Annotated in this window: 18 protein-coding genes; 13 read left to right on the plus strand and 5 right to left on the minus strand. The window is 48.5% G+C overall.

Annotated elements, in window-relative coordinates; translation table 11 throughout:
• The first annotated feature begins 763 nt into the window (after positions 1 to 763).
• From OYT88_RS08140 to pheA, 4 genes are all read left to right on the plus strand, one after another.
• Entirely contained in the window at positions 764 to 1,510 is a 747-nt protein-coding gene (locus OYT88_RS08140) for a (Fe-S)-binding protein (protein ID WP_274399211.1), read from the plus strand.
• Positions 1,501 to 2,970, plus strand: a complete 1,470-nt coding sequence (locus OYT88_RS08145; RefSeq protein WP_274399212.1) for a LutB/LldF family L-lactate oxidation iron-sulfur protein — start codon at positions 1,501 to 1,503, stop codon at positions 2,968 to 2,970. The genes OYT88_RS08140 and OYT88_RS08145 overlap by 10 nt, the downstream gene beginning before the upstream one ends.
• Entirely contained in the window at positions 2,967 to 3,665 is a 699-nt protein-coding gene (locus OYT88_RS08150) for a LutC/YkgG family protein (protein ID WP_274399213.1), read from the plus strand. The genes OYT88_RS08145 and OYT88_RS08150 overlap by 4 nt, the downstream gene beginning before the upstream one ends.
• Before the next feature lie 160 nt (positions 3,666 to 3,825).
• Positions 3,826 to 4,644 (plus strand): prephenate dehydratase, encoded by an 819-nt coding sequence (gene pheA / locus OYT88_RS08155; protein WP_274399214.1) that lies wholly within the window; start codon positions 3,826 to 3,828, stop codon positions 4,642 to 4,644.
• A gap of 86 nt (positions 4,645 to 4,730) precedes the next feature.
• Here the strand turns inward: pheA and OYT88_RS08160 are convergent, their stop codons facing one another.
• Together OYT88_RS08160 and proB are read right to left on the minus strand one after the other, a co-directional pair.
• Positions 4,731 to 5,996: a glutamate-5-semialdehyde dehydrogenase gene (locus tag OYT88_RS08160; protein ID WP_274399216.1), complete on the minus strand. Its 1,266-nt coding sequence runs from the start codon at positions 5,994 to 5,996 to the stop codon at positions 4,731 to 4,733.
• Positions 5,996 to 7,138, minus strand: coding sequence for a glutamate 5-kinase (gene proB, locus OYT88_RS08165; RefSeq protein WP_274399625.1), 1,143 nt, complete (start codon positions 7,136 to 7,138; stop codon positions 5,996 to 5,998). The genes OYT88_RS08160 and proB overlap by 1 nt, the downstream gene beginning before the upstream one ends.
• 347 nt (positions 7,139 to 7,485) lie before the next feature.
• Between proB and OYT88_RS08170 the strand changes: the two genes are divergently transcribed.
• The 3 genes from OYT88_RS08170 (at position 7,486) to OYT88_RS08180 (ending at position 9,918) form a co-directional block, all read left to right on the plus strand.
• Entirely contained in the window at positions 7,486 to 7,728 is a 243-nt protein-coding gene (locus OYT88_RS08170; protein WP_274399217.1) for a hypothetical protein, read from the plus strand.
• A 241-nt stretch (positions 7,729 to 7,969) separates the two neighbouring features.
• A complete protein-coding gene (locus tag OYT88_RS08175) occupies positions 7,970 to 8,575 on the plus strand; it encodes a thioredoxin family protein (protein WP_274399219.1) in 606 nt (201 codons plus the stop codon).
• Positions 8,576 to 8,733: 158 nt separating this feature from the next.
• Positions 8,734 to 9,918 (plus strand): MalY/PatB family protein, encoded by a 1,185-nt coding sequence (locus OYT88_RS08180; RefSeq protein ID WP_274399221.1) that lies wholly within the window; start codon positions 8,734 to 8,736, stop codon positions 9,916 to 9,918.
• A gap of 55 nt (positions 9,919 to 9,973) precedes the next feature.
• On the opposite strand, the gene OYT88_RS08185 is transcribed toward OYT88_RS08180, so the two are convergent.
• A complete protein-coding gene (locus OYT88_RS08185; protein WP_274399223.1) occupies positions 9,974 to 10,615 on the minus strand; it encodes a hypothetical protein in 642 nt (213 codons plus the stop codon).
• A gap of 173 nt (positions 10,616 to 10,788) precedes the next feature.
• Between OYT88_RS08185 and OYT88_RS08190 the strand changes: the two genes are divergently transcribed.
• The 3 genes from OYT88_RS08190 (at position 10,789) to OYT88_RS08200 (ending at position 13,065) form a co-directional block, all read left to right on the plus strand.
• The gene (locus OYT88_RS08190) at positions 10,789 to 11,979 is read left to right on the plus strand and encodes an MFS transporter (protein ID WP_274399224.1); all 1,191 of its coding nucleotides are present in this window, start codon (positions 10,789 to 10,791) and stop codon (positions 11,977 to 11,979) included.
• A 355-nt stretch (positions 11,980 to 12,334) separates the two neighbouring features.
• Complete coding sequence (locus tag OYT88_RS08195) at positions 12,335 to 12,784, plus strand: hypothetical protein (protein ID WP_274399226.1); 450 nt, start codon at positions 12,335 to 12,337, stop codon at positions 12,782 to 12,784.
• Positions 12,772 to 13,065 (plus strand): YxcD family protein, encoded by a 294-nt coding sequence (locus OYT88_RS08200; protein ID WP_274399227.1) that lies wholly within the window; start codon positions 12,772 to 12,774, stop codon positions 13,063 to 13,065. Before OYT88_RS08195 ends, OYT88_RS08200 begins: the two co-directional genes overlap by 13 nt.
• Positions 13,066 to 13,463: 398 nt before the next feature.
• Here the strand turns inward: OYT88_RS08200 and OYT88_RS08205 are convergent, their stop codons facing one another.
• The gene (locus OYT88_RS08205) at positions 13,464 to 14,522 is read right to left on the minus strand and encodes an ATP-binding protein (protein ID WP_274399228.1); all 1,059 of its coding nucleotides are present in this window, start codon (positions 14,520 to 14,522) and stop codon (positions 13,464 to 13,466) included.
• A gap of 468 nt (positions 14,523 to 14,990) precedes the next feature.
• Here OYT88_RS08205 and OYT88_RS08210 point away from each other — a divergent pair, with 468 nt between their 5' ends.
• Positions 14,991 to 16,385, plus strand: coding sequence for an amidase (locus OYT88_RS08210; RefSeq protein WP_274399229.1), 1,395 nt, complete (start codon positions 14,991 to 14,993; stop codon positions 16,383 to 16,385).
• Between the two features lie 395 nt (positions 16,386 to 16,780).
• Here OYT88_RS08210 and gpmA read toward each other — a convergent pair whose 3' ends face one another.
• Positions 16,781 to 17,524: a 2,3-diphosphoglycerate-dependent phosphoglycerate mutase gene (gene gpmA / locus OYT88_RS08215; RefSeq protein WP_274399230.1), complete on the minus strand. Its 744-nt coding sequence runs from the start codon at positions 17,522 to 17,524 to the stop codon at positions 16,781 to 16,783.
• 420 nt (positions 17,525 to 17,944) lie between these two features.
• On the opposite strand from gpmA, the gene OYT88_RS08220 reads away from it, so the two are divergent.
• Positions 17,945 to 18,730, plus strand: a complete 786-nt coding sequence (locus tag OYT88_RS08220) for a threonine/serine exporter family protein (protein WP_274399232.1) — start codon at positions 17,945 to 17,947, stop codon at positions 18,728 to 18,730.
• Between the two features lie 12 nt (positions 18,731 to 18,742).
• Positions 18,743 to 19,222, plus strand: a complete 480-nt coding sequence (locus OYT88_RS08225) for a threonine/serine exporter family protein (protein WP_274399233.1) — start codon at positions 18,743 to 18,745, stop codon at positions 19,220 to 19,222.
• The last annotated feature ends 366 nt before the right edge of the window (positions 19,223 to 19,588 follow it).

Here is a 19,588-nt window from a genome sequence, read left to right on the forward strand (position 1 = left end):
GGGGCTGTCCCCCCGTGAGAGTAGGTCGCTGCCAGGCAATATGGAACAAGCAGAAAGAGAGAGGCACTTCTCGGTTAGTGAGAAGCACCTCTCTTTTTGTTAGCGTACAAAGCATTGAGTGCTGCGGTTTTGCGCTGTGAATGCATATTGCGCGCAGCTGCAGTCACCCGCACTGGACACATCCACTGTTCGCCTAATCTTGAAAGATAAAAAAACGGCTGTTTTAGAAGAAAGTGAGAGTAGCTGTAGGAAATATCTGTATGGTGACTTTGAGAGTTAAGCACCCCGCTCAATCATTCAGCTGCCGTCATGGCGGTTAAAAAAGCTGGATCCGGTCATTTCCGACAGTCTGATCTATTTCAATCCCCGCATGATTTCAGTTGAGTAGGATTCATGTTTATAGTTTTTAGACGTTGCACAGAGCATAGATAAAAGGGTACATATTTTTTAAAAGAGTCTTGCTTTGGTACGGTCTCCTCTATTATCGGGACAGATCTCTGAAAAGTTTGATAGTAAGGATAAAGCGTGCGTCCGCGCTGTAATTTTTTGATAATCTCTATAAAGGTCAGGGGGTTGATATCTTTTTTAATGTGTATAAAATGTGATAATGTGGATATTGGGTGTTAAACTTGTTACATATTCATGTTTGCGGGATTTTCGGATTTAATGGCTATCCCCTAAGCCGCGAACAGGCCCGGGATCGATAAAAGGGTTGGAGAAAAATAGGGTTGCGTAGTTGCAGCAGAAGGAGAAGGGGATCATTTTGAGAGTATCGCTTTTTACTACTTGTCTGGGCGAACTTTTTTACGTCGATGTACTTAAGGACGTGACGGAGGTTCTTGAGCGGTTAGGTTGCGAAGTAGATGTTCCGGACAGCCAGGTCTGCTGCGGACAGCCGGCATATAACAGCGGTTACAAGGCCGATACCGCCGGACCGGCAAAACAAATGATCCGGGCATTTGAGCATGCGGATTACGTCGTATGCCCGTCGGGTTCGTGTGCCGCTATGTTTCATGAATATCCGCAATTTTTTAAGAATGAGCCGGAATGGCATGATAAGGCGGAAAAAATAGCTGAAAAAACGTATGAATTCACTCAATTTATTGTCCGTGTGCTCGGAGTTGTCGATGTGGGAGCCGAGTATCACGCAAGAGCAACCCTTCATACATCGTGCCACATGACCCGGCTTCTCGGAGAACGGGAATCGCACGATGCATTGCTTCGCCATGTAAAAGGGCTCGAATTGGTCAATCTGCCGAACAATTATGATTGCTGCGGTTTCGGAGGAACTTTTTCCGTAAAAATGGCACCGATATCCGAACAGATGGTTGATGAAAAAATCCGTCATATCGAGGAAACCGGAGCGGAAGTTGTGATCGGGGCCGACGCCAGCTGTCTGATGAATATCGGCGGACGGATCAGCCGGGAAGGCAAGAAAATTAAAGTCATGCATATTGCACAAATTTTGAACAGTCGGAGTGAGGAGGGGGGAGAAAAACCATGCCGATGAAAATCGGAAATCGACCGTTTTTTGAATCCGTCGATCAGGCGATTCATAATTCTTTTATGGTCAACGCAGTTTCTTCCGCTCAGGACGGGCTCCGTAACAAGAAGCTTCAGGCGACGGTCGGAGATAAAACACTTGGCGACTGGGAAGACTGGCGGAAGGCCGGCGAGGAGATACGCGCCCATACGCTGAATCATCTGGATTTCTATCTCAAACAATTGAGCGACAATTTTGCGGCAAGAGGCGGTCACGTTTTCTTTGCGGAAACTGCGGAAGAAGCGCGTGAATATATAAAAAAGATCGTCAGACTGAAAAATGCTAAGCACATCGTCAAATCAAAATCCATGGTCACGGAGGAGATCAGTCTTAATGATGCACTGGAAGCGGAAGGCTGCGATGTTCTGGAAACCGATCTGGCGGAATTCATTTTGCAGGTCGATCAGGACAGGCCGTCACATATTGTTGTTCCGTCCGTGCATAAAAACCGGCGGCAGATCCGTGACGCATTTCGCAAACTGGGATATACAGGCACAGACGATCCGAAAGAACTGGCCGGGTTTGCGCGAAAAACACTGCGAAGCAAGTTTCTGAATGCGGAGGTCGGCATAACCGGCTGCAATTTTGCCGTCGCTGATACGGGGAGTCTCTGTCTTGTGACCAATGAAGGCAATGCCAATATGGTGACCACATTCCCGCAGACACAGATTACGGTGATGGGCATGGAACGGCTGGTGCCCACCCGGAAGGAACTGGATATACTGGTCACCCTGCTTTGCCGCAGTTCCGTCGGTCAGCGTCTGACGACCTATGTGACGGATATTACGCCCGGAGATCAGACCGAGACGGTGGATAGTCCGAAAGATTATCATTTGGTGATCGTGAACGCGGGCCGTTCGAATGCACTCGGCACGGATTTTCAGGCGGTGCTGCACTGCATTCGCTGTGCGGCTTGTATTAACGTCTGTCCGGTCTATCGCCATATCGGCGGTCACGCCTACGGGTCAATCTACCCCGGGCCGATCGGAGCCGTCCTTTCTCCTATCTTAGGCGGCTATAAAGAGTACGGAATGCTTCCTTATGCCTCCAGTCTGTGCGCGGCCTGTACCGAGGCCTGTCCGGTCAGGATTCCGCTTCATGAATTGCTGATCAAACATCGGCAGAAATACGTGGAAAGCGAAGGCAAGCCGCCGATAAGCGAAAAAATGGCGATGAAGGGATTCGGAATCGCGGCGAAGTCGCCGTTCATCTATAAGGCGGGCATGAAAACGGCTCCGATTATGCTTAAACCAATCGTTCATGACGGTGAAATCAGCAAAGGTCCCGGCCCGATGAAACCGTGGACCGGCGGCCGTAATTTACCGGCTCCGAGCCGTGAAAATTTCCGGAAATGGTTTAAGGACCACCAAACAGCCAGGCTCCTGCAGAAATCAGCAAAGGATAAAGGAACAGGTGAACGTTCATGAAAGGAACGATTGAGAATCGCGACGCATTTCTGCGTCATATTGCGGACAGGCTCCATCACACAACAGGCGAAAGGGCTGTCACACCGGAGTGGGCACATCAGCCGCAATGGGACGTTTATAAGGGCTATTCGAAGGATCAGCTCATATCCGTGATGAAAAAGGCATGCGAATCGATTCATACGAAAATTTATGAAACGGACTCGGCTCATTTGCCGGAGTCTCTGGAAAAAGCGATCGAAGATTATGGTTCCAGCTCCGTCGTTGCCACTCATGATGACCGATTTTCCCAGTTCGGTCTTGAAGATGTGATGAAAAAAAATCATGTTCATATTTGGGATGTTTCAGAAGGGCAGCGGAATATCGAGATCGCTGCTCAGGCGAATATCGGCCTGTCCATTTGTGATGTGATGCTGGCGGAATCGGCAACCGCCGGCCTATTTAACGATAAGGACAAGGCCAGAAGCGTCAGCCTTCTTCCGATCACTTCCATTGTGATTGTTCCAGGAAGTCTGATTGTGCCCCGGATTACGCAGGCGATGCAGATGGTTGAGGAAAGAGTGAGAGCCGGTGAAGAGATCTCGACTTATATCAATTTCATTTCGGGACCGAGCAACAGCGCGGACATTGAAATGAGGCTTGTTGTCGGCGTTCACGGGCCGGTCAAAGTTGCCTATATTGTCGTCGAAGATCTTTAATCGTGTCTGGAGAGAGGCAGTTCCGGCCGGAACTGCCTCTCTTTCAGGAAAGACGGCGCGTGAAACTTTCTACAAAACGGGTGATAAGTCTGTTATAGTTGAGTCAATGCGAAAATGTGTCGAAAAAGCAGGGAACCGTACTTTGATAAGGGGTGTGTCAATGAGAATTGCTTATTTAGGGCCAAGCGGGACATTTTCAGAGGAAGCGGCCATACGTTTATTCAGTGATACGGACACGCTTCTGCCGCAGGAATCGATGGACGATGTGCTGCAGGCTGTAAGCAGCGCGGCCGTTGACAAGGGCGTGGTGCCGATCGAAAATTCAATCGCCGGAACGATTGATACAAGCATTGACGGTTTGCTTACTTACCGTTTGTTCATCGAAGCGGACGTCATTTTTCCCATTTCGCTTTATCTTTTCGGCACGGAGAATTGCGGCCTCGACACTATTCAGCACGTCGTGTCGATTACACCGGCCCTCGAACAGTGCCGTGCCTTGATCAGAGATAAAAGCTGGGTGTGCGATCGAGTGGGGAGTACGGCTGCCGCCGCCAAGGCGGTTAGGGAACGTAACCAACCCGAATGGGCCGCCATCGCGTCAAAATGCGCGGCAGACATTTACGGGCTGAAGTTAATTGCATCGGATATTCAGGACAGCAAAAGGAATCACACGCGGTTCATCGTCATCAGCCGCAGCAGCCGTCTTGATCCGCATCAGGAAAAAACGATGCTTCTTGTGACGCCGGCGCGGGAACATGTCGGGATGCTTGCTTCCATACTTAATGTTTTTGCCGCACTTTCGATCAATTTATCATGGATCGAGTCGCGGCCGACGGGAGAGAAGCTGGGGGAGTACCGTTTTTTTATTGAAACGGAAGCGGGATACGGAAGCGATCCGATGAGCAAAGCGATCAATATTCTCCGCATGTTTGGACACCAGGTTGCCATATTGGGCAGCTACAGCACAATGACTCTTTGATTCCGCTGTTATCTTATCACGCTTTTTGTATAGTTATTATTTTTTACGGAATTTTATGAAAATGAAACATAAAAAAACGGGCAGGTTCATTGACGAATCTGCCCGCTGCCTTTCACAATATATTTAATGGTTGTCAGCGCAGGCAGCCCCATCGGCCCGCGTGCATGAAGCTTCTGCGTGCTGATGCCGATTTCTGCGCCGAAGCCGAACTCTTCACCGTCGGTAAATCGGGTCGATGCATTGTGATAAAGCGTCGACGCATCCACATATTGAAAAAACCGTTGAACATGATCCGGCGATTCGGAAACAATGGCCTCCGAATGTTTCGTTCCGAACCGATTAATGTGAGTAATGGCTTCATCCACGTTTTTGACAGCTTTTACAGCTACGATCTTATCGAGGTATTCTGTTGACCAGTCATTCTCACTTGCCAAAGGAAGATCCGGGTATTGAGACGCCAGAGAAGGATCTATGCGGCATTCGACCCCCGCGTTCCGCAGCGCCTCGATCAGCAGGCTGCCATAGCCTGCCATCCATTTTTGATGCACAATAATCGTTTCTATCGCATTGCAGACGGACGGCCGTTGCGTTTTCGCATTGAGCGCAATCGTAATCGCCATGTTCGGATCGGCGCTTTCATCAATAAACAGGTGGCAATTGCCGGCCCCGGTTTCAAGAACGGGAATCGTCGACCGGCTGACGACCGTCTGGATCATTTTTTTACTGCCGCGCGGGATCAGCACATCGATCAGTCCGTGCAGCCTGAAAAAACGATCGGCTGTCTCATGACGGACGTCTTCAAGCAGCTGGACGCTGTCTTCGGGAAGATCCGTCTCGATCAGAGCATGCCGGATCACTGAAACAAGAGCTTTGTTGGATTCAAGAGCGGATGCACTGCCCCGCAGATAGACGGCATTTCCTGTTTTCAGGCAGAGCCCGGCCGCGTCGGCAGTTACATTAGGCCGTGCTTCATAAACCATACCGACGACTCCGAGAGGCACGCGTATTTTTTGAATGTGCAGACCGTTCGGCCGATCCCATTCATCGATACAGTCGCCGATCGGGTCATGAAGCCCGGCAAGATGATCAAGTGCGTCCGCCATAGACTCGATCCGCTCTTTATTCAGAAAGAGCCGGTCAAGCAGCGAATCTGACATGCCGCTTTCTTTTGCCCGCTCGACGTCCTCTCTGTTTGCCGCAAGAATGATCGGGCAGTTATCGCGAATTTCGGCGGAAATAGTGTGCAATGCCCGATTTTTTTGCTCCGTTGCCTTCACGGCAAGTATTCCTGAAGCCCGTCTGGCTTTTTCGGCTTTAAGCAGCAGCTCATCCTTTTCAATTATCTGACTCATTATCTATCTCTTCCTTTCTGTCGTATTGCAGCTGTCCACGGGACCCAGTTATCGCGATGAACGACTTCCGGCCGATCGCTGTGAACCAGGTTCATCGCCCGGCTGCTCGGCATGCGTTTTATTTCATTTAATTGATCGGCCGAATAATTGACCTGTCCCTTGCCAAGAATATGATGATGCCGATCGACCACCTGAATCACCTCTCCGGAAAGAAAATGCCCGCTGATCTGTCTGACGCCGGCGGGGAGCAGGCTCTTTCCATCGTTCATCAGGGCGCGGGCGGCACCGTCGTCAATCTCAATTTTTCCGGAAACCGGAGAGTGGAGAGCGATCCATTGTTCGGAAATATTAAGCGACGGCTTCAGCCTTGCGGAACCGATGTAGCTGCCGTTCCCGTTTCCTTTAATAATCTGCACCAGTTTGTCGGCGCCGCTTCCTTTTCCGATAAACGTCCGGACCCCAAGCGATAGAGCGGTTTTAGCGGCCATAATTTTTGATTTCATACCGCCTGTGCCGACCTTCGATCCTGAGATGCCGCTGATCTCGCGCAGAAGCTCATCGGGCAACTCTGCCAGAAAATCATAGCGTCTGGCATCGGGATACTTATGCGGATTTTTATTATAAAGCCCGTTGACGTCCGTGAGAATAGTGAGAAAATCGGCATGAATCAGTCCGCTGACTAACGCGGAAAGCATGTCGTTGTCGCCGAACGTCAGCTCCTCCAGGGAGATCGAATCGTTTTCGTTAATAATCGGAATCACGGACCGTTTCAATAATTCGGAAAGTGTTGAGGCGGCGTGGCTCATTTGTTCCCGCCGCTCGAAATCCTGGCGGGCAAGAAGCAGCTGGGCAACCGTCATTCCGTGCCTGCGGAAAGCCTCGGCATAATGATTCAGCAGCATCACCTGTCCGACCGCTGCTGCCGCCTGCTTGCCGGCGATTGTGACCGGCCGTGCGGGGTAGCCGAGTTGCTGGTAGCCGGCTGCTACGGCTCCCGAAGAAACAAGAACAATCTCGCGGCCGCTGCTTTTCAGCCGGGCCAGCGCGTCTACATGATCATTGAGTTTTTCCTGATCTAATTTTCCGTGCAGATCAGTCAGCGAGCTGCTGCCGATTTTGACGACAATCCGTTTCGCTTCCATCATCCAGGTCCTTTCGAATTTAAAAAGCCGCTCTCCGTCCTTTCTAAAAGGACGGGGAGTGGCTTTACCCGCGGTACCACCTTCATTAGCGTGCGCTCTGTTCTGCGCTGCGCTCTCTCAGACCTCCGTAACGTGAGGAAAACGGTCCGATTATTGGCCGGACAGCTCCGGGGGCAGGTTCGGCAGGAAGAAAGCGGCGGCATCTTTCAGCCAACGGATGCCGTTCTCTTGCGCTCCTTCTTTGCTTACTAATCCCTATCAACGCTCTTTATAAGTGAATAAATTATATTCGAAATCAAGACAGAAGTCAATAGTTTACCTCTTTATGGAAAAGGCGCAAGCATCCGATGCGGCCTGAAATAAGGGGGAGAGGATGCGGCGGAAGCGTTCATCGGCCGTCGCAAAGGGCTTTTCGGTCGTTAGAAGCTGTTTATCGGTCGTTGCGCCGGATCTATCAGCTGTCGCAGGAAATTTATCGGTCGTTACGGCTGTTTTATCTCGTCAGAAGCAGTTTTTCAACTGCTAAGGGAGTCTTTGTCAGCTTTTCTCCAAAGAAAGCTTCCCCCGAAGACCGGCTGCTTTCCGTCTAATTTCAGGGTGTCCGTTCGAAAGAAAAATTTTTAATTATCGGCAGGTGTGTGTGATTGAATGAAAATGTGCCGTAAAATCACTTTTTTATATTAGAAGCTGACAAAACATAACTTTATTCCATTATTTATTGTCTCCTGCCGGCCCCGCCGAGTTGTACAATAATAGACAATCATAAATAAGGTTGTAAAATGTATAATGTGTGAGTCATTAATATAATCAGGAAAAGGAGCGTTTCAAATTATGACAGATAACCTGAAACATCAGTCTGCATTTACTTTGCAGATCGGAGACAAAGCGCCGTCATTTACGCTTCCGGCAACCAATGGCAAGACTTATTCACTCGCAGACTTTTCAACAGCGAAGACGCTGGTCGTCTTTTTTACATGCAACCATTGTCCGTTTGTTCTCGGCTCAAACGAAACGACCCGAAAATTGGCCGAAAAATATCGAAGCAGGGGTGTACAGTTTGCTGCCGTCAACTCGAACAGCGAGCATACGCATCCGGCCGATTCTTTTGAACATATGGTCGAACAGATGGACGAGAAGAAATTTCCGTGGCCGTATCTGAGAGATCAGTCGCAGGAGACCGCGAAGGCCTATGGTGCGCTGAGGACGCCGCATTTCTTTGTCTTTGATGGAGAGCGTAAGCTGGTCTATACCGGCCGCGAGCTGGACAATCCGCGAATACCGGAGAAAGCGACCGTTAATAATCTGGATGCGGCTTTGGCCGAGATAACAAGCGGAAAGGCCGTCTCCATCCCCCTGACCAATCCGGTTGGCTGCAATATTAAATGGGAAGGCAAAGACGCGCACTGGATGCCGGCCGAAGCATGCGATCTTGTTTAATATGATGGGCCTTTTCTTCGAAGCGTCTTCCTTTTTGACAGGGGAAAACGCTTTGTTTCATTTCAGGAAGAAAAAACTTCTCAGCCGGAGATACAGCCGCCGAGCTGAATAAGGATTTACTATTAGGTTCAACTCTTATAACGCGAGGAGATGGCGTGATGAATTCTAAAGAATACGATTTTGATGAAATAATTGAGCGAAAAGGGAGCGCATCGGTCAAATGGGATGAGGCTGATCGGATTTTTCATACGGAAGGTCTGCTTCCGATGTGGGTGGCCGACATGGATTTTCGCGTGCCCGATGAAGTGACCGCTGCACTGAGAAACAGAGTAGATCACGGCATTTATGGCTATTCGCTCCGCTCGGAAAGCTATCTTGCTGCCGTGCAAAGATGGATGAGCGCGCGTCATGGCTGGGAGATTGAAAGGGAATGGATCTGTCACAGCCCCGGCGTGGTCACGGCACTGAATCTGATCGTGGATGGTTTCACTGAACCCGGGGATAAGGTGCTGATTCAGCCGCCGGTCTATCCGCCGTTCAGAAAATCGGCCCGAAATCAGGCACGGGATCTGGTCACAAACCCGCTGGTGTACGATCAAGGAAAATATACAATGGATTTTGCCGATCTGGAGCGAAAAATGTCCGATCCATCGGTCAAAATGATGATCCTATGCTCGCCGCACAATCCGGTCGGCCGCGTCTGGACAAAGGCCGAACTTTCTCAAGTATCCCAGCTTTCTCTTAAACATCACGTTTTGGTCGTTTGTGATGAAATTCATGGCGATCTGGTATTCAGCGGTAAGAAGCAGATCCCTTTTGCAGGCCTGTCCGAGGAAGCGGCAAGCCATTCTATCATCTGTACGGCGCCGAGCAAAACGTTCAATATCGCCGGCCTGCAGATCTCGAATATCATCATCCCCGATCCCGCACTGAGACGGATCTACCTTGACCAGCTGCAGCGCTTCAGTTTGAATGAACCGAACGCTCTGGGTGCCGTTGCGGCGGAAGCTGCCTATCGTGGAGGCGGCGAGTGGCTCGATCAGTGTCTGGATTACATAAAAAGAAACGCTGATTATGTCGCCGATTTTCTGCGGAGCCGCATTCCCGAACTGACGATGGTTCCGCTTGAAGGGACATATCTCGGCTGGATCGACTGCCGGAAACTCGGACTCGACAAGATACAGCTGCAGAATCTGATGCTGAAAAAAGCGAAAATTGCCTTCAATCAAGGCTATACATTCGGCGATGAAGGTGGAGGATTTGTCCGTGTCAACCTTGCCTGTCCGCGCTCTTTGATTAAACAGGCGATGGGCCGGATGCTGCAGGCAATTCAAAATCTTTAAGGCTGACAGAAAAGTATTTTTCACAATAAGAAGAGACATTTTGCCGATCCTTCGCTCAAGACGGCTGCCTTTTGATCAAGGTGTACACGGAAAGGACTATTGTCCAGATATAAGGAATCGCTGACGAAAAAATCATAACGCTCAGCCCCCCTTTTTCGGGATAAAGGGTCGTGTAAAGAGAGCCGGCGGCACCGATCAGGCCGCCTGCCATTCCCAGACACCCAAGCCATGAAGGGCCGTATTTTTTTTGCCTCATAAACAGGCCGAGAAAGAAAATGCCCAGCCAGACAAGCATGATCGTTATGTAACCTAATAACAGGTTAAATATGAAAAGTGATTGAATGACGGTTTGCACGGAAAAATCAGGGTGCCCGGCGAACACATGCATCAAGTAGGGGAGAGCGCTCAGTTCGGCCGTCAGAAAGAGCACCCACAATGAGAGAGCAGTAATAAACAGAACGAGGGCCGCACGTGATTCTGCCCCTATAATCCTTTCAAATTCAATGAGCCCGCCGATCCAGAGAATGACAGCGACGATCATCCATGCATGATCCCATAGCCATATCGGACAGCGGGCCATTTGCTGCATGGCGGTCCGGCCGTTCCACGGATTATAAATGACCGGATGCAATACGGTTGTGATTCCGGTCAGTAAAGCACCGATCAGTAAAAAACAAGAGACATTTTTCGCCGACATGCTGCACCCTCTTTTTTTCATTTCTATTATTCTGACCACTGATGGTATATTTTATAAGCCGAAGCACTGCCGGATACAGGACTGTTTGCTTAATAAAACGCTTTCACGGTGCTAAAATGGATAAACAGGACTCACAAATGGGAGTGCCTGATAGAAATAGAGGAGGAGCAGATGTGGATTACATAGAAGCACGGACAAAGAAATACTGGATGGCGAACAGCGCTCTTTTCGCCGGCGGATTGGTCACCTTTGCCATTCTTTACAGCACTCAGCCGCTGCTTCCGATTTTCTCCCGGAAATTCCGTGCGTCTCCGGAATATTCCAGCCTGGCATTATCGCTGACAACCGGAGTGCTGTCTTTTTCTTTATTAATCGCAGCTGTTGTCTCCGACCGCTTTGGCCGAAAAAATATGATGAGTTGTTCGCTTGTCTTATCTTCCGTTGCCGCGATTGCGACGGCATTCTGCCCCAGCTTCTTTTCGCTGCTTGTGCTTCGTGCCTTGCAGGGACTCGTTCTGGCAGGGCTGCCTTCTATTGCCATGACCTATGTCAGTGAAGAATTCCATGCGAGAAGCCTGGGTACGGCCATGGGGCTCTATGTCAGCGGAACGACGGTAGGCGGAATGTTCGGAAGGATTGTTGTCGGCATGGTCTCGGATTTCTTTTCCTGGAGGGTTGCCCTTGTCTCTCTGGGATTAATCAGTCTTCTGTGCAGTTTGTGGTTCTGGGCGGGGCTGCCGGAATCGATGCACTTTGAAAAAAAGAGCGTTTCCTTTTCAAAGATTTTTCGGCCTTTTATCAGCCATCTAAAAAGGATCCGGCTGGTTTGCCTTTTTGGAATCGGGTTTTTATTGATGGGCGGATTTGTTACGTTATTCAATTATATTGGTTTTCTGCTGACGGCTGCGCCATTCAATCTGACTCAGGCAGAGGTCAGCTGGATTTTTGCCGTCTATGTCTGCGGCACGTTCAGTTCGACGTGGATGGGAAAATTAGCCGATACAAAGGGAAAAGGGTTCATTTTAACAGTCAGCATGAGCATCATGATGATCGGGGTGTTATGTACGCTGGTTCCGTTATTGCCGATTAAAGTGCTGGGTGTAGCTCTTTTTACTTTTGGTTTTTTCGGGAGCCACTCCATTGCCAGCGGCTGGGTCGGAAGCGTTGCGCTGCGTGACAGGGCACAGGCTGCTTCCTTATATTTGTTTTTTTATTACGCGGGTTCGAGCATTCTCGGGACTTTCGGCGGGGTTGTCTGGCATTACATTCACTGGACCGGAATTGTCTCTATGATTGTGCTTTGCATCCTCCTTGCTTTCGGTCTGGAAACCTTGCTCCTGAGTTCGGAAAATCGCAGCCGATAAATTGCCGGGCTTACCGCTGAATTTCAGATATGATTTTGCAGCGGCTGCAAAAGAACCGGATGTCTCCCTTAGCAGCGGCGAAAAGCAAAAAAACTGAATTGGCTCACGACGGGCGCTGAAATTAAGGAATAAAAGCAGAGAAAGTTTTGATGCGAAAATCAAGGCACAGTACAGAATATAACTCTAAATCATCGCGTATTTTTTCGTGAACGGCTGAAAAAGAAAGGGAAAACGACTATTTTTTATGTGACAGAAATCATGTTTATTTGAGATTCATTGGGAACTTTTCGATCTCCTTTTCGTACATTTATTATTCTGAGCATTAAAACAAAAAAACAGGGAGACATGAGAACAGATGATGAAAAAAATGATGGCTGCGCTTCTTGCTTTAGCGCTGATCTTTACTCCGGCAGGGAACTTTGCTTTTCACTTTGCCGACAATCCGGTCAGTGCCAAGGGCTATCACTCGGGTGTCAAATCATTCAATACAAGTAAAAGCGGGGGAACCAAGTCGCTCTTTCAAAACAAGCAGCAGGGGACAAAGCAAAATTCTGCGACAACCGCACCCGCAACGAAAAGTTTTACAGGCGGCGGATTCATGCGCGGCATGATTTTCGGCGGTTTGTCCGGTCTCCTGTTCGGAAGCCTGATCTCACATTTCGGCGGACTTGGAATGATAGCCGGCTTCTTGTTTAATGTGCTTGTGATCGTTGCCGCCATTGTTCTGATCCGCTATCTGCTTGCCGCTTTGTTCAGCCGTTCCAGGAAAAAAAGAGCCGAGAGGTCTGATCCATGGAAGAGATAATCATTCCCGAGCAGGATGTTGTGAATGCGATTTGTCTGTACCTGGCTGATAAAAAAGGAATGGCTCCTGAAAATATTCAGGTGGAACTGATGTATGACGATGATTACGGATTCTCAGCCGAGGCTTACGTACAGGGGAGAAAGCAGGTTCTCGTTGAATCAAACATGATTGAGGCGGTGCGTTTCTGGCTCGACACGGAAATGCAGAAAGATCCGTTTGCGGCGTCGCTGCGTCTGCTATTGGATGATGAGCAGGGCATCGTTGTTGCTTATCGGGAATAAATGCCGGCTGTCGGTCTTTAGGGGAAAAGGAGGCAATTCCCGGGGGCCGCTTGTTTGTACCGGCGGGGTAACGGCACTATATTTTTATGAAGGTCACTGTGTTCCGCTGAGCGGCTTGTATTTTTGCAGAAAAGGATATTTTCCGTCCGGACGGCAATAAGCCGGATGCGGGCAGCGATGTTTTTCCGCTTCGGGGCCGCTTAAATTTCATTGCTTTTTATCGCTGGAAAAACAGTCTCAACAGGCTGTCTGATAACGAAAATCGAGAGGATCATAAAAATGCCTCTCGATTTTTGTCTGTTTTGGTCTTCATTTCAGGATACCCGTGTCTTGTCTATATATGATAAAGGGATCGAATGTCTGTTTTTGCGGGAACGGTTTTCTTGTCCATTCTCTATTTACCCGGCACACGGGAAAGTTAAAGTGAAGCAGGTGCCGTCATTTTCCTTGCTTTCGACCTGTATTTTCCCGTTGTGATTTCTGATGATCGTGTATGTAATCATCAGTCCAAGGCCGGTGCCGGATTCTTTGGTTGTGAAAAACGATTTTCCCAGCTTTCCGAGAATGTCTTTCGGAATTCCGTGCCCCCTATCTTTGATAAATACTTGCTCCTGCCGTCCCGCTCTTGAAAGGACAACCGTCACTTTCCCGTTTTCCGAATTCGCCTCGATCGCATTCTTGATCAGATTGACAAACACTTGTTTCAACTGAGTCTTATCGCCGTTTATTTGGTGAGGTCCGCCGTTCGTCTGTACTTCCAGTTTTACATTTTTCTTGGCGGCCTGTGTTTCAAAGAGAAAAAGTGTCTCCTTGGCGATCGTCAGCAGATCCTGTGTAACAAAACGTTCGGCATTCGGTCTGGTAAAGTATAAGAGTTCATTGGCAATCCGCTCGATCTGTTCCACTTCACCCATAATGATATTTACGTATTCTTTATTGAGGACAGGTTCTTTTTGAAGCAGCTGCAGAAATCCCTTGATAGAGGTCAGAGGATTTCTGACTTCATGAAGAATGCCGGCAGAAAGTTTACCGATCACCGAAAGCTTTTCAGACTGCATCATGCTTCTTTCTGCGGCTTTCCGGCTGCTGATATCACGGAGCGTCAGCTGAACCAGCGGTGTTTGCAAATCGTCATAAAGGGTGCTGACGGCGATCTCCACCGGTTTCGGATTGCCGTTTTCCGGAATAATCGACATGCTGGTTATTGGATGATCCGGATCTTTGTACATATTTTGGCGGATGTTCTCATGCAGAAGTGTCAGATCTTCAGGACGTATGAAAAGAGCAATGGACAGTCCATCAAGAGATGCCTGAACATCGTTCGAAAATAGTTCGTTGGCCGCCTGATTGGCAAAAATTATTTTATCTTCCTGAAGAATGACGACGGCGTCCAGAATATTTTCCAAAATTTGTTCAAAATCAAGCTGTGAGACTACTGATTTACCATTACCATCCATTTCCTTGCCTCCCAAGAAAATCATAGGTTTAATTACATAGTTTGTAAACAAATATGGTTAATTTGGTAATAATTTATGCGAAATTCATTTTCTTATGTCAGTAATTGATTGAAAGGCAAAGTTTTTGATTCATGAAAGTACAAATTTTTGCATTTTGTCATTGTTTTTTTATTTTTTTATATGGATAAAAATCGGCTGCCGTTTATCGGGTTGTTATATTATAATAATAAAAGTTAACTTTTTTCTACAATGGTTAACAAAAAAATACATCGAAGCACCGGCGGATTCATTTTCCGGATAAAGCATACGCCGGGCGGATAAAGAGATGCAGCGATTATCGGCCGCCGGCGTCGGGAAGAAACAAAGGATTCGGGAATTAAAGATGTTGCATGGAAAGGCGAGCCGGAAGGCTCAAACAGTTGAGAGGGGGAAAAGAAGACGGAAATTTATCAGTTAACGGCCGAAGAATTGCTTCACCATTATCGGGCAAAAATGTTCTCACCTGTCGAAGCCGTAGAATCTCTGTTCCGCCGCATAAACCGGCTGAATCCCGAGCTGAACGCTTTTGTGACATTGAACCGGGAGGCTGCTCTTGAACAGGCGGAAGTATCGGAACGGAATTTTGCAAGGGGAACCGCCAGGCCGCTCGAAGGTGTTCCGGTCGCAATAAAGGACCTGACGCATACGAAGGGACTACGTACAACCTTTGGCTGCCTGGTTTATAAAGATTATATCCCGTCACGTGACGCCGCCGTTGTCAAACGTTTAAAAAAGGCGGGCGCCGTCATCATGGGAAAGACCAATACACCTGAATTCGGCCATAAGGGAACGACCGACAATCGCCTCTTCGGTCCTTCAAAAAATCCATGGAAAGTATCAAATGGCACAGGCGGCTCAAGCGGCGGTTCGGCGGCGGCAGTTGCAGCCGGATTCTGTCCGCTGGCCGAGGGAAGCGACGGAGGAGGATCGATCCGCATCCCTTCCAGTCTGTGCGGCGTATTCGGATTTAAGCCGAGTTTCGGACGTGTGCCGTCCGACGATCATCCGGACGATGCATTCGCCCATTCCGTTCCGTTCGTCAGCCACGGCCCGATTGCCCGGACGGTTTCCGATGCGGCGTTGATGTTTGATGTCATTCAGGGGGCCTCGGATAACGATCCTTATTCTCTCGATCCTTTATATCTGTCCGCAAGACAGATGCTGAATCGGCACAAAACAGACTATCGGGTCGGCTATACCCTTGATTTCGGTATCTACGAGGTGGATGCCGAAATCCGCGATATCTTTATGGGGGTACTGGAGAAGCTGCGCCGGCATGGCGCAATCGTAGTGCCGGCAGATGTCCGGATGGGCAAAGATTTACAGCAATACGTTCATTTTTTTAACAGATTGTGGATGATCGGACTTGCAGCCGGAACAAAGGAATTGATGGCCGAACATCGTGAAGAATTATCCGGCACGCTGATATCGATGATTCACCGCGGCGAAGGAGCAAGCGCGGATGAATATATTGAGATGAACCGGTACCGGTCCTATGTCTGGCAGATGTTTCAGGGCCTGTTTCAAAAGTTTGACGTACTCATTTCGCCGACACTTGCTGCGGCCGACTATGCCTACGATCGGGAAGGGCCTGAAACAGTAAACGGCCATAGGATCGATCCGGAATCTGATTGGATGATGACCAGCCCGATCAATCTTACAGGGCAGCCGGCCTGTTCGTTGCCGGCCGGTTTTACCGCTTCGGGGATCCCCGTCGGTATACAGTGCATAGCCCGCAAACTGAATGATATCGGTCTGATGCAGTTTGCAGAGTGGGCACAGAGCGTGCTCAAAACGAACACTTTGAGTTCGCTTAATTATTGAAAATTGATTCATTAATTGAAAAATACAAAATGATAGCCTTTACATTTTTTAAGAAAGGGGTTACAATGTAAACGTTGCAGGTTTAATTTTATGCCCATCACAATACTTTGCACCTAGCATGTTACCCAGCTTTTATGGTTCCCGTTCCGTAAAGCCGGATTGCCCACTCCGGCTGAAAAAGCCTCATCCGGTGACTGAATGTGCTGCCTGAGGCTTGCGGATTGGAGATTAAATTCTTCCGGTTACCATGATGTGTCTCCTGGATTCAGGAGACTTTTTCTTTGATAAGAATAAGTGAAATAACTTTATATCGGATGACGGACAGCAAGATCTGTCTTAGATACAAAAAGACACCTCCGCAAAAGCAGAAGTGTCCGGCAATGTGCCGTGCACGTTTATTTCGTTTCGGCAGAAGGCAGTACGTCCTTGTCGAGAGGTCCGTTTTCACCCAGATAGTAACGGTTGAGCGGCTTAAGATTATCATCCAGTTCATAAATAAGCGGCGTGCCGGTCGGGATATTGAGTCCGACAATTGTTTCGGCTGAAACATTATCGAGATGTTTCACGAGAGCACGAATTGAGTTGCCGTGAGCCACGATGACGACCTTTTTGCCGGCTTTCAGCTGAGGAACAATTTCCTGATTCCAGTAAACCAGAGCGCGGTCGACCGTGTCCAGCAGGTCTTCCGTGAGCGGCTGTGCGGCTTCCGACAGGCCGGCATATCTCGGATCATGCAACTGTGCAATATAGCGCTCGTCGTCTTTAGTAAGAGCAGGCGGACGGACATCAGCGGAACGCCTCCAGATATGCACCTGTTCCGCTCCGTATTTTTCGGCGGTTTTCGCCTTGTTCAGGCCCTGCAGGGCGCCGTAATGACGTTCGTTTAACCGCCATGTATGCTTAACCGGAATCCAAGTCAGATTCAGTTCATGAAGAACATTCCAAAGCGTATGATTGGCTCTTGTCAGCACCGACGTGTAGGCAAGATCAAATGTATAGCCGTTCTTTTTCAGAATCTGACCGGCTTCCGTTGCTTCCTGTTCTCCTTTTTCCGTCAGATCTACATCCGTCCATCCCGTAAATCTGTTTTCGAGATTCCATTCACTTTGTCCGTGACGGATCAGTACAAGCTTGATCATCGAGTGTGTCACTCCTCTCATTTTGAAAAACACCATGAAATTTTCGGCGCCGCATCCAATACGGAAATGACGGGCGAAGCTGGGGTTTTAAGCCACTCCAATCCGCTCCATCTTTTCGTGCATTTTTATACACATTTAAAGTATCGGCGACACCGGACTTTTTTACTCCGATCACTTGCGTCAAGCGGCATAATGACGAATGCGTGATCCCCAACATCATTTAATTATAGCATGCTTTTTTTAATTTAACATTTTCATCTATTAAAACAATGTGAATGTCTTGTTATTCCTGCGGCTGTCATATTATAATGATCATGCTTAAAAAGGCAGCCGAAAGGGCGAAAAACATCCGCTGCCTGATTTCGTGACAGATCCGTTTCTCTGTACTTTTATTCTGTAAAAAGAGAGAAGTCTTTAAAAATGAATGGTTTCCACGAATCGTTCAGCAGGGACGGAAACAAGATGGGTCCTGCTCATGAAGTAGCGGCAATCTGTATGCTTGCCGGCAAGATATTGCTGCAAAACGGAGCCGAGACTTTTCGCGTCGAAGACACGATGAACCGAATCGCCAGAAGTTTTTCCGTAAATGAAGCACAAAGCTTTGTCACGCCGACAGGCATTATCTTTTCGATTGAGGACAGGGACGTGACAAAGCTTGTCCGCATTACCCGGCGCGGCACCAATCTTCGAAAAGTGACTCAGGTGAACAGTCTTTCACGGCTGATTGCCGAAGGAGCACTCAGTCCTGCCGAGGCTTATCAAAAATTAAAGGAAATCGAACAGTCCGGACATGTCTATTCGAATGGGTTGCAGATTATGGCTGCCGCTGCGGCAAGCGGCTGTTTTTTACTGATGTTTCTCGGTAAATGGGGAGACGTGCTGCCGGCATTTATCGCCGGCGGCGTTGGTCAGGCCGGGACTATTTACTTTCATCGTTTAACTAAAGTCAAATTTTTTTCTGAATTTATGTCCTCTATTTTAATCGGATTAATCGCCGTACTCAGTGTAAAGACCGGCGTCGGTTCTGAATTGAATAAAATCATTATCGGTGCCGTCATGCCGCTGGTTCCAGGGGTTGCTATTACCAATGCGGTTCGCGATATGATGGCCGGAGATCTTGTCTCCGGCCTGTCGAAAAGTGCGGAAGCAGGGCTGACTGCTTTTGCCGTCGGCATCGGAATAGCGCTCGCTCTATCTCTTGATTGAGGGTGGATCACAGTGAACCTTATTTCAATACTTATCGTGCAGTCCGTTACCAGTTTCCTGGCGACTGCAGCATTCGGCATTATTTATAACATATCGTGGAAACCGCTGATTCACGGCGGATTAATCGGAATGGCCGGCTGGCTGATTTATTTTTTCCTGTATAAATGGAGCGGCAATGCTTTTGCGGCAACGTTCGCGGCTTCTTTCGCTATCGCCCTGCTCAGTCAGATTTTTGCCAGAAGATATAAGAACCCTGTGATCGTTTACAGCGTTTCGGGAATCATCCCCCTTGTCCCCGGCGGACTTACCTATACGGTCATGAGTCAGGCTGTGGTGGATCAGTACAGTCTGGCTCTCCATCTGGCGGAAAAGACCTTTGTTCTTTCCGGCGCGATAGCCATGGGGCTGATTTTTGCCGAGGTGCTCTATCAGATTTTTAAGAAGGGCATCTCACCGGCCATGAACCGTCTGCCAAGGAATTTTCCGCATTGAAAAAATAAATTTCTTCCATCTCCTTTGTGGGATCAAATTCGCCGGATGGCCGGAAAAGAAACCGGGACGGACGGAGTTCGCCGGGCCCAGTTTAATAGGCGCACTGTGACAGGATCTTTAGCCACCGTGTGAGAAAATTCGCCCCGGCCCACCGCTGAAAGAATGGTTGCATAAGTTGAGCAGTATCTGAATAATAAGGATTTTGCGGGTCAAAAAGACTTTATTGAGGTATAGTATAATAGTAGATAAAGAAAATTTTTCCTCTTATCTGAGGGTATCATTATTCACTTTTTCGGGTTAGGGAAGAATTTCTTTTTTTTGTACGCCAAAACTCTAACCCGTAAGGATTGAGAATTTTGAAATTCA

Source organism: Sporolactobacillus sp. CQH2019 (genome assembly GCF_028765345.1).
Lineage (GTDB): Bacteria > Bacillota > Bacilli > Bacillales > Sporolactobacillaceae > Sporolactobacillus.

Excerpts from the sequence above, each read along its gene's own strand:
- OYT88_RS08145 (WP_274399212.1), top strand. The coding sequence starts at position 1,501 with ATGCCGATGAAAATCGGAAATCGACCGTTTTTTGAATCCGTCGATCAG.
- OYT88_RS08150 (WP_274399213.1), top strand. The coding sequence starts at position 2,967 with ATGAAAGGAACGATTGAGAATCGCGACGCATTTCTGCGTCATATTGCG.
- pheA (WP_274399214.1), top strand. The coding sequence starts at position 3,826 with ATGAGAATTGCTTATTTAGGGCCAAGCGGGACATTTTCAGAGGAAGCG.
- OYT88_RS08160 (WP_274399216.1), bottom strand. The coding sequence starts at position 5,996 with ATGAGTCAGATAATTGAAAAGGATGAGCTGCTGCTTAAAGCCGAAAAA.
- proB (WP_274399625.1), bottom strand. The coding sequence starts at position 7,138 with ATGGAAGCGAAACGGATTGTCGTCAAAATCGGCAGCAGCTCGCTGACT.
- OYT88_RS08170 (WP_274399217.1), top strand. The coding sequence starts at position 7,486 with ATGCGGCCTGAAATAAGGGGGAGAGGATGCGGCGGAAGCGTTCATCGG.
- OYT88_RS08175 (WP_274399219.1), top strand. The coding sequence starts at position 7,970 with ATGACAGATAACCTGAAACATCAGTCTGCATTTACTTTGCAGATCGGA.
- OYT88_RS08180 (WP_274399221.1), top strand. The coding sequence starts at position 8,734 with ATGAATTCTAAAGAATACGATTTTGATGAAATAATTGAGCGAAAAGGG.
- OYT88_RS08185 (WP_274399223.1), bottom strand. The coding sequence starts at position 10,615 with ATGTCGGCGAAAAATGTCTCTTGTTTTTTACTGATCGGTGCTTTACTG.
- OYT88_RS08195 (WP_274399226.1), top strand. The coding sequence starts at position 12,335 with ATGATGAAAAAAATGATGGCTGCGCTTCTTGCTTTAGCGCTGATCTTT.
- OYT88_RS08200 (WP_274399227.1), top strand. The coding sequence starts at position 12,772 with ATGGAAGAGATAATCATTCCCGAGCAGGATGTTGTGAATGCGATTTGT.
- OYT88_RS08205 (WP_274399228.1), bottom strand. The coding sequence starts at position 14,522 with ATGGATGGTAATGGTAAATCAGTAGTCTCACAGCTTGATTTTGAACAA.
- gpmA (WP_274399230.1), bottom strand. The coding sequence starts at position 17,524 with ATGATCAAGCTTGTACTGATCCGTCACGGACAAAGTGAATGGAATCTC.
- OYT88_RS08220 (WP_274399232.1), top strand. The coding sequence starts at position 17,945 with ATGAATGGTTTCCACGAATCGTTCAGCAGGGACGGAAACAAGATGGGT.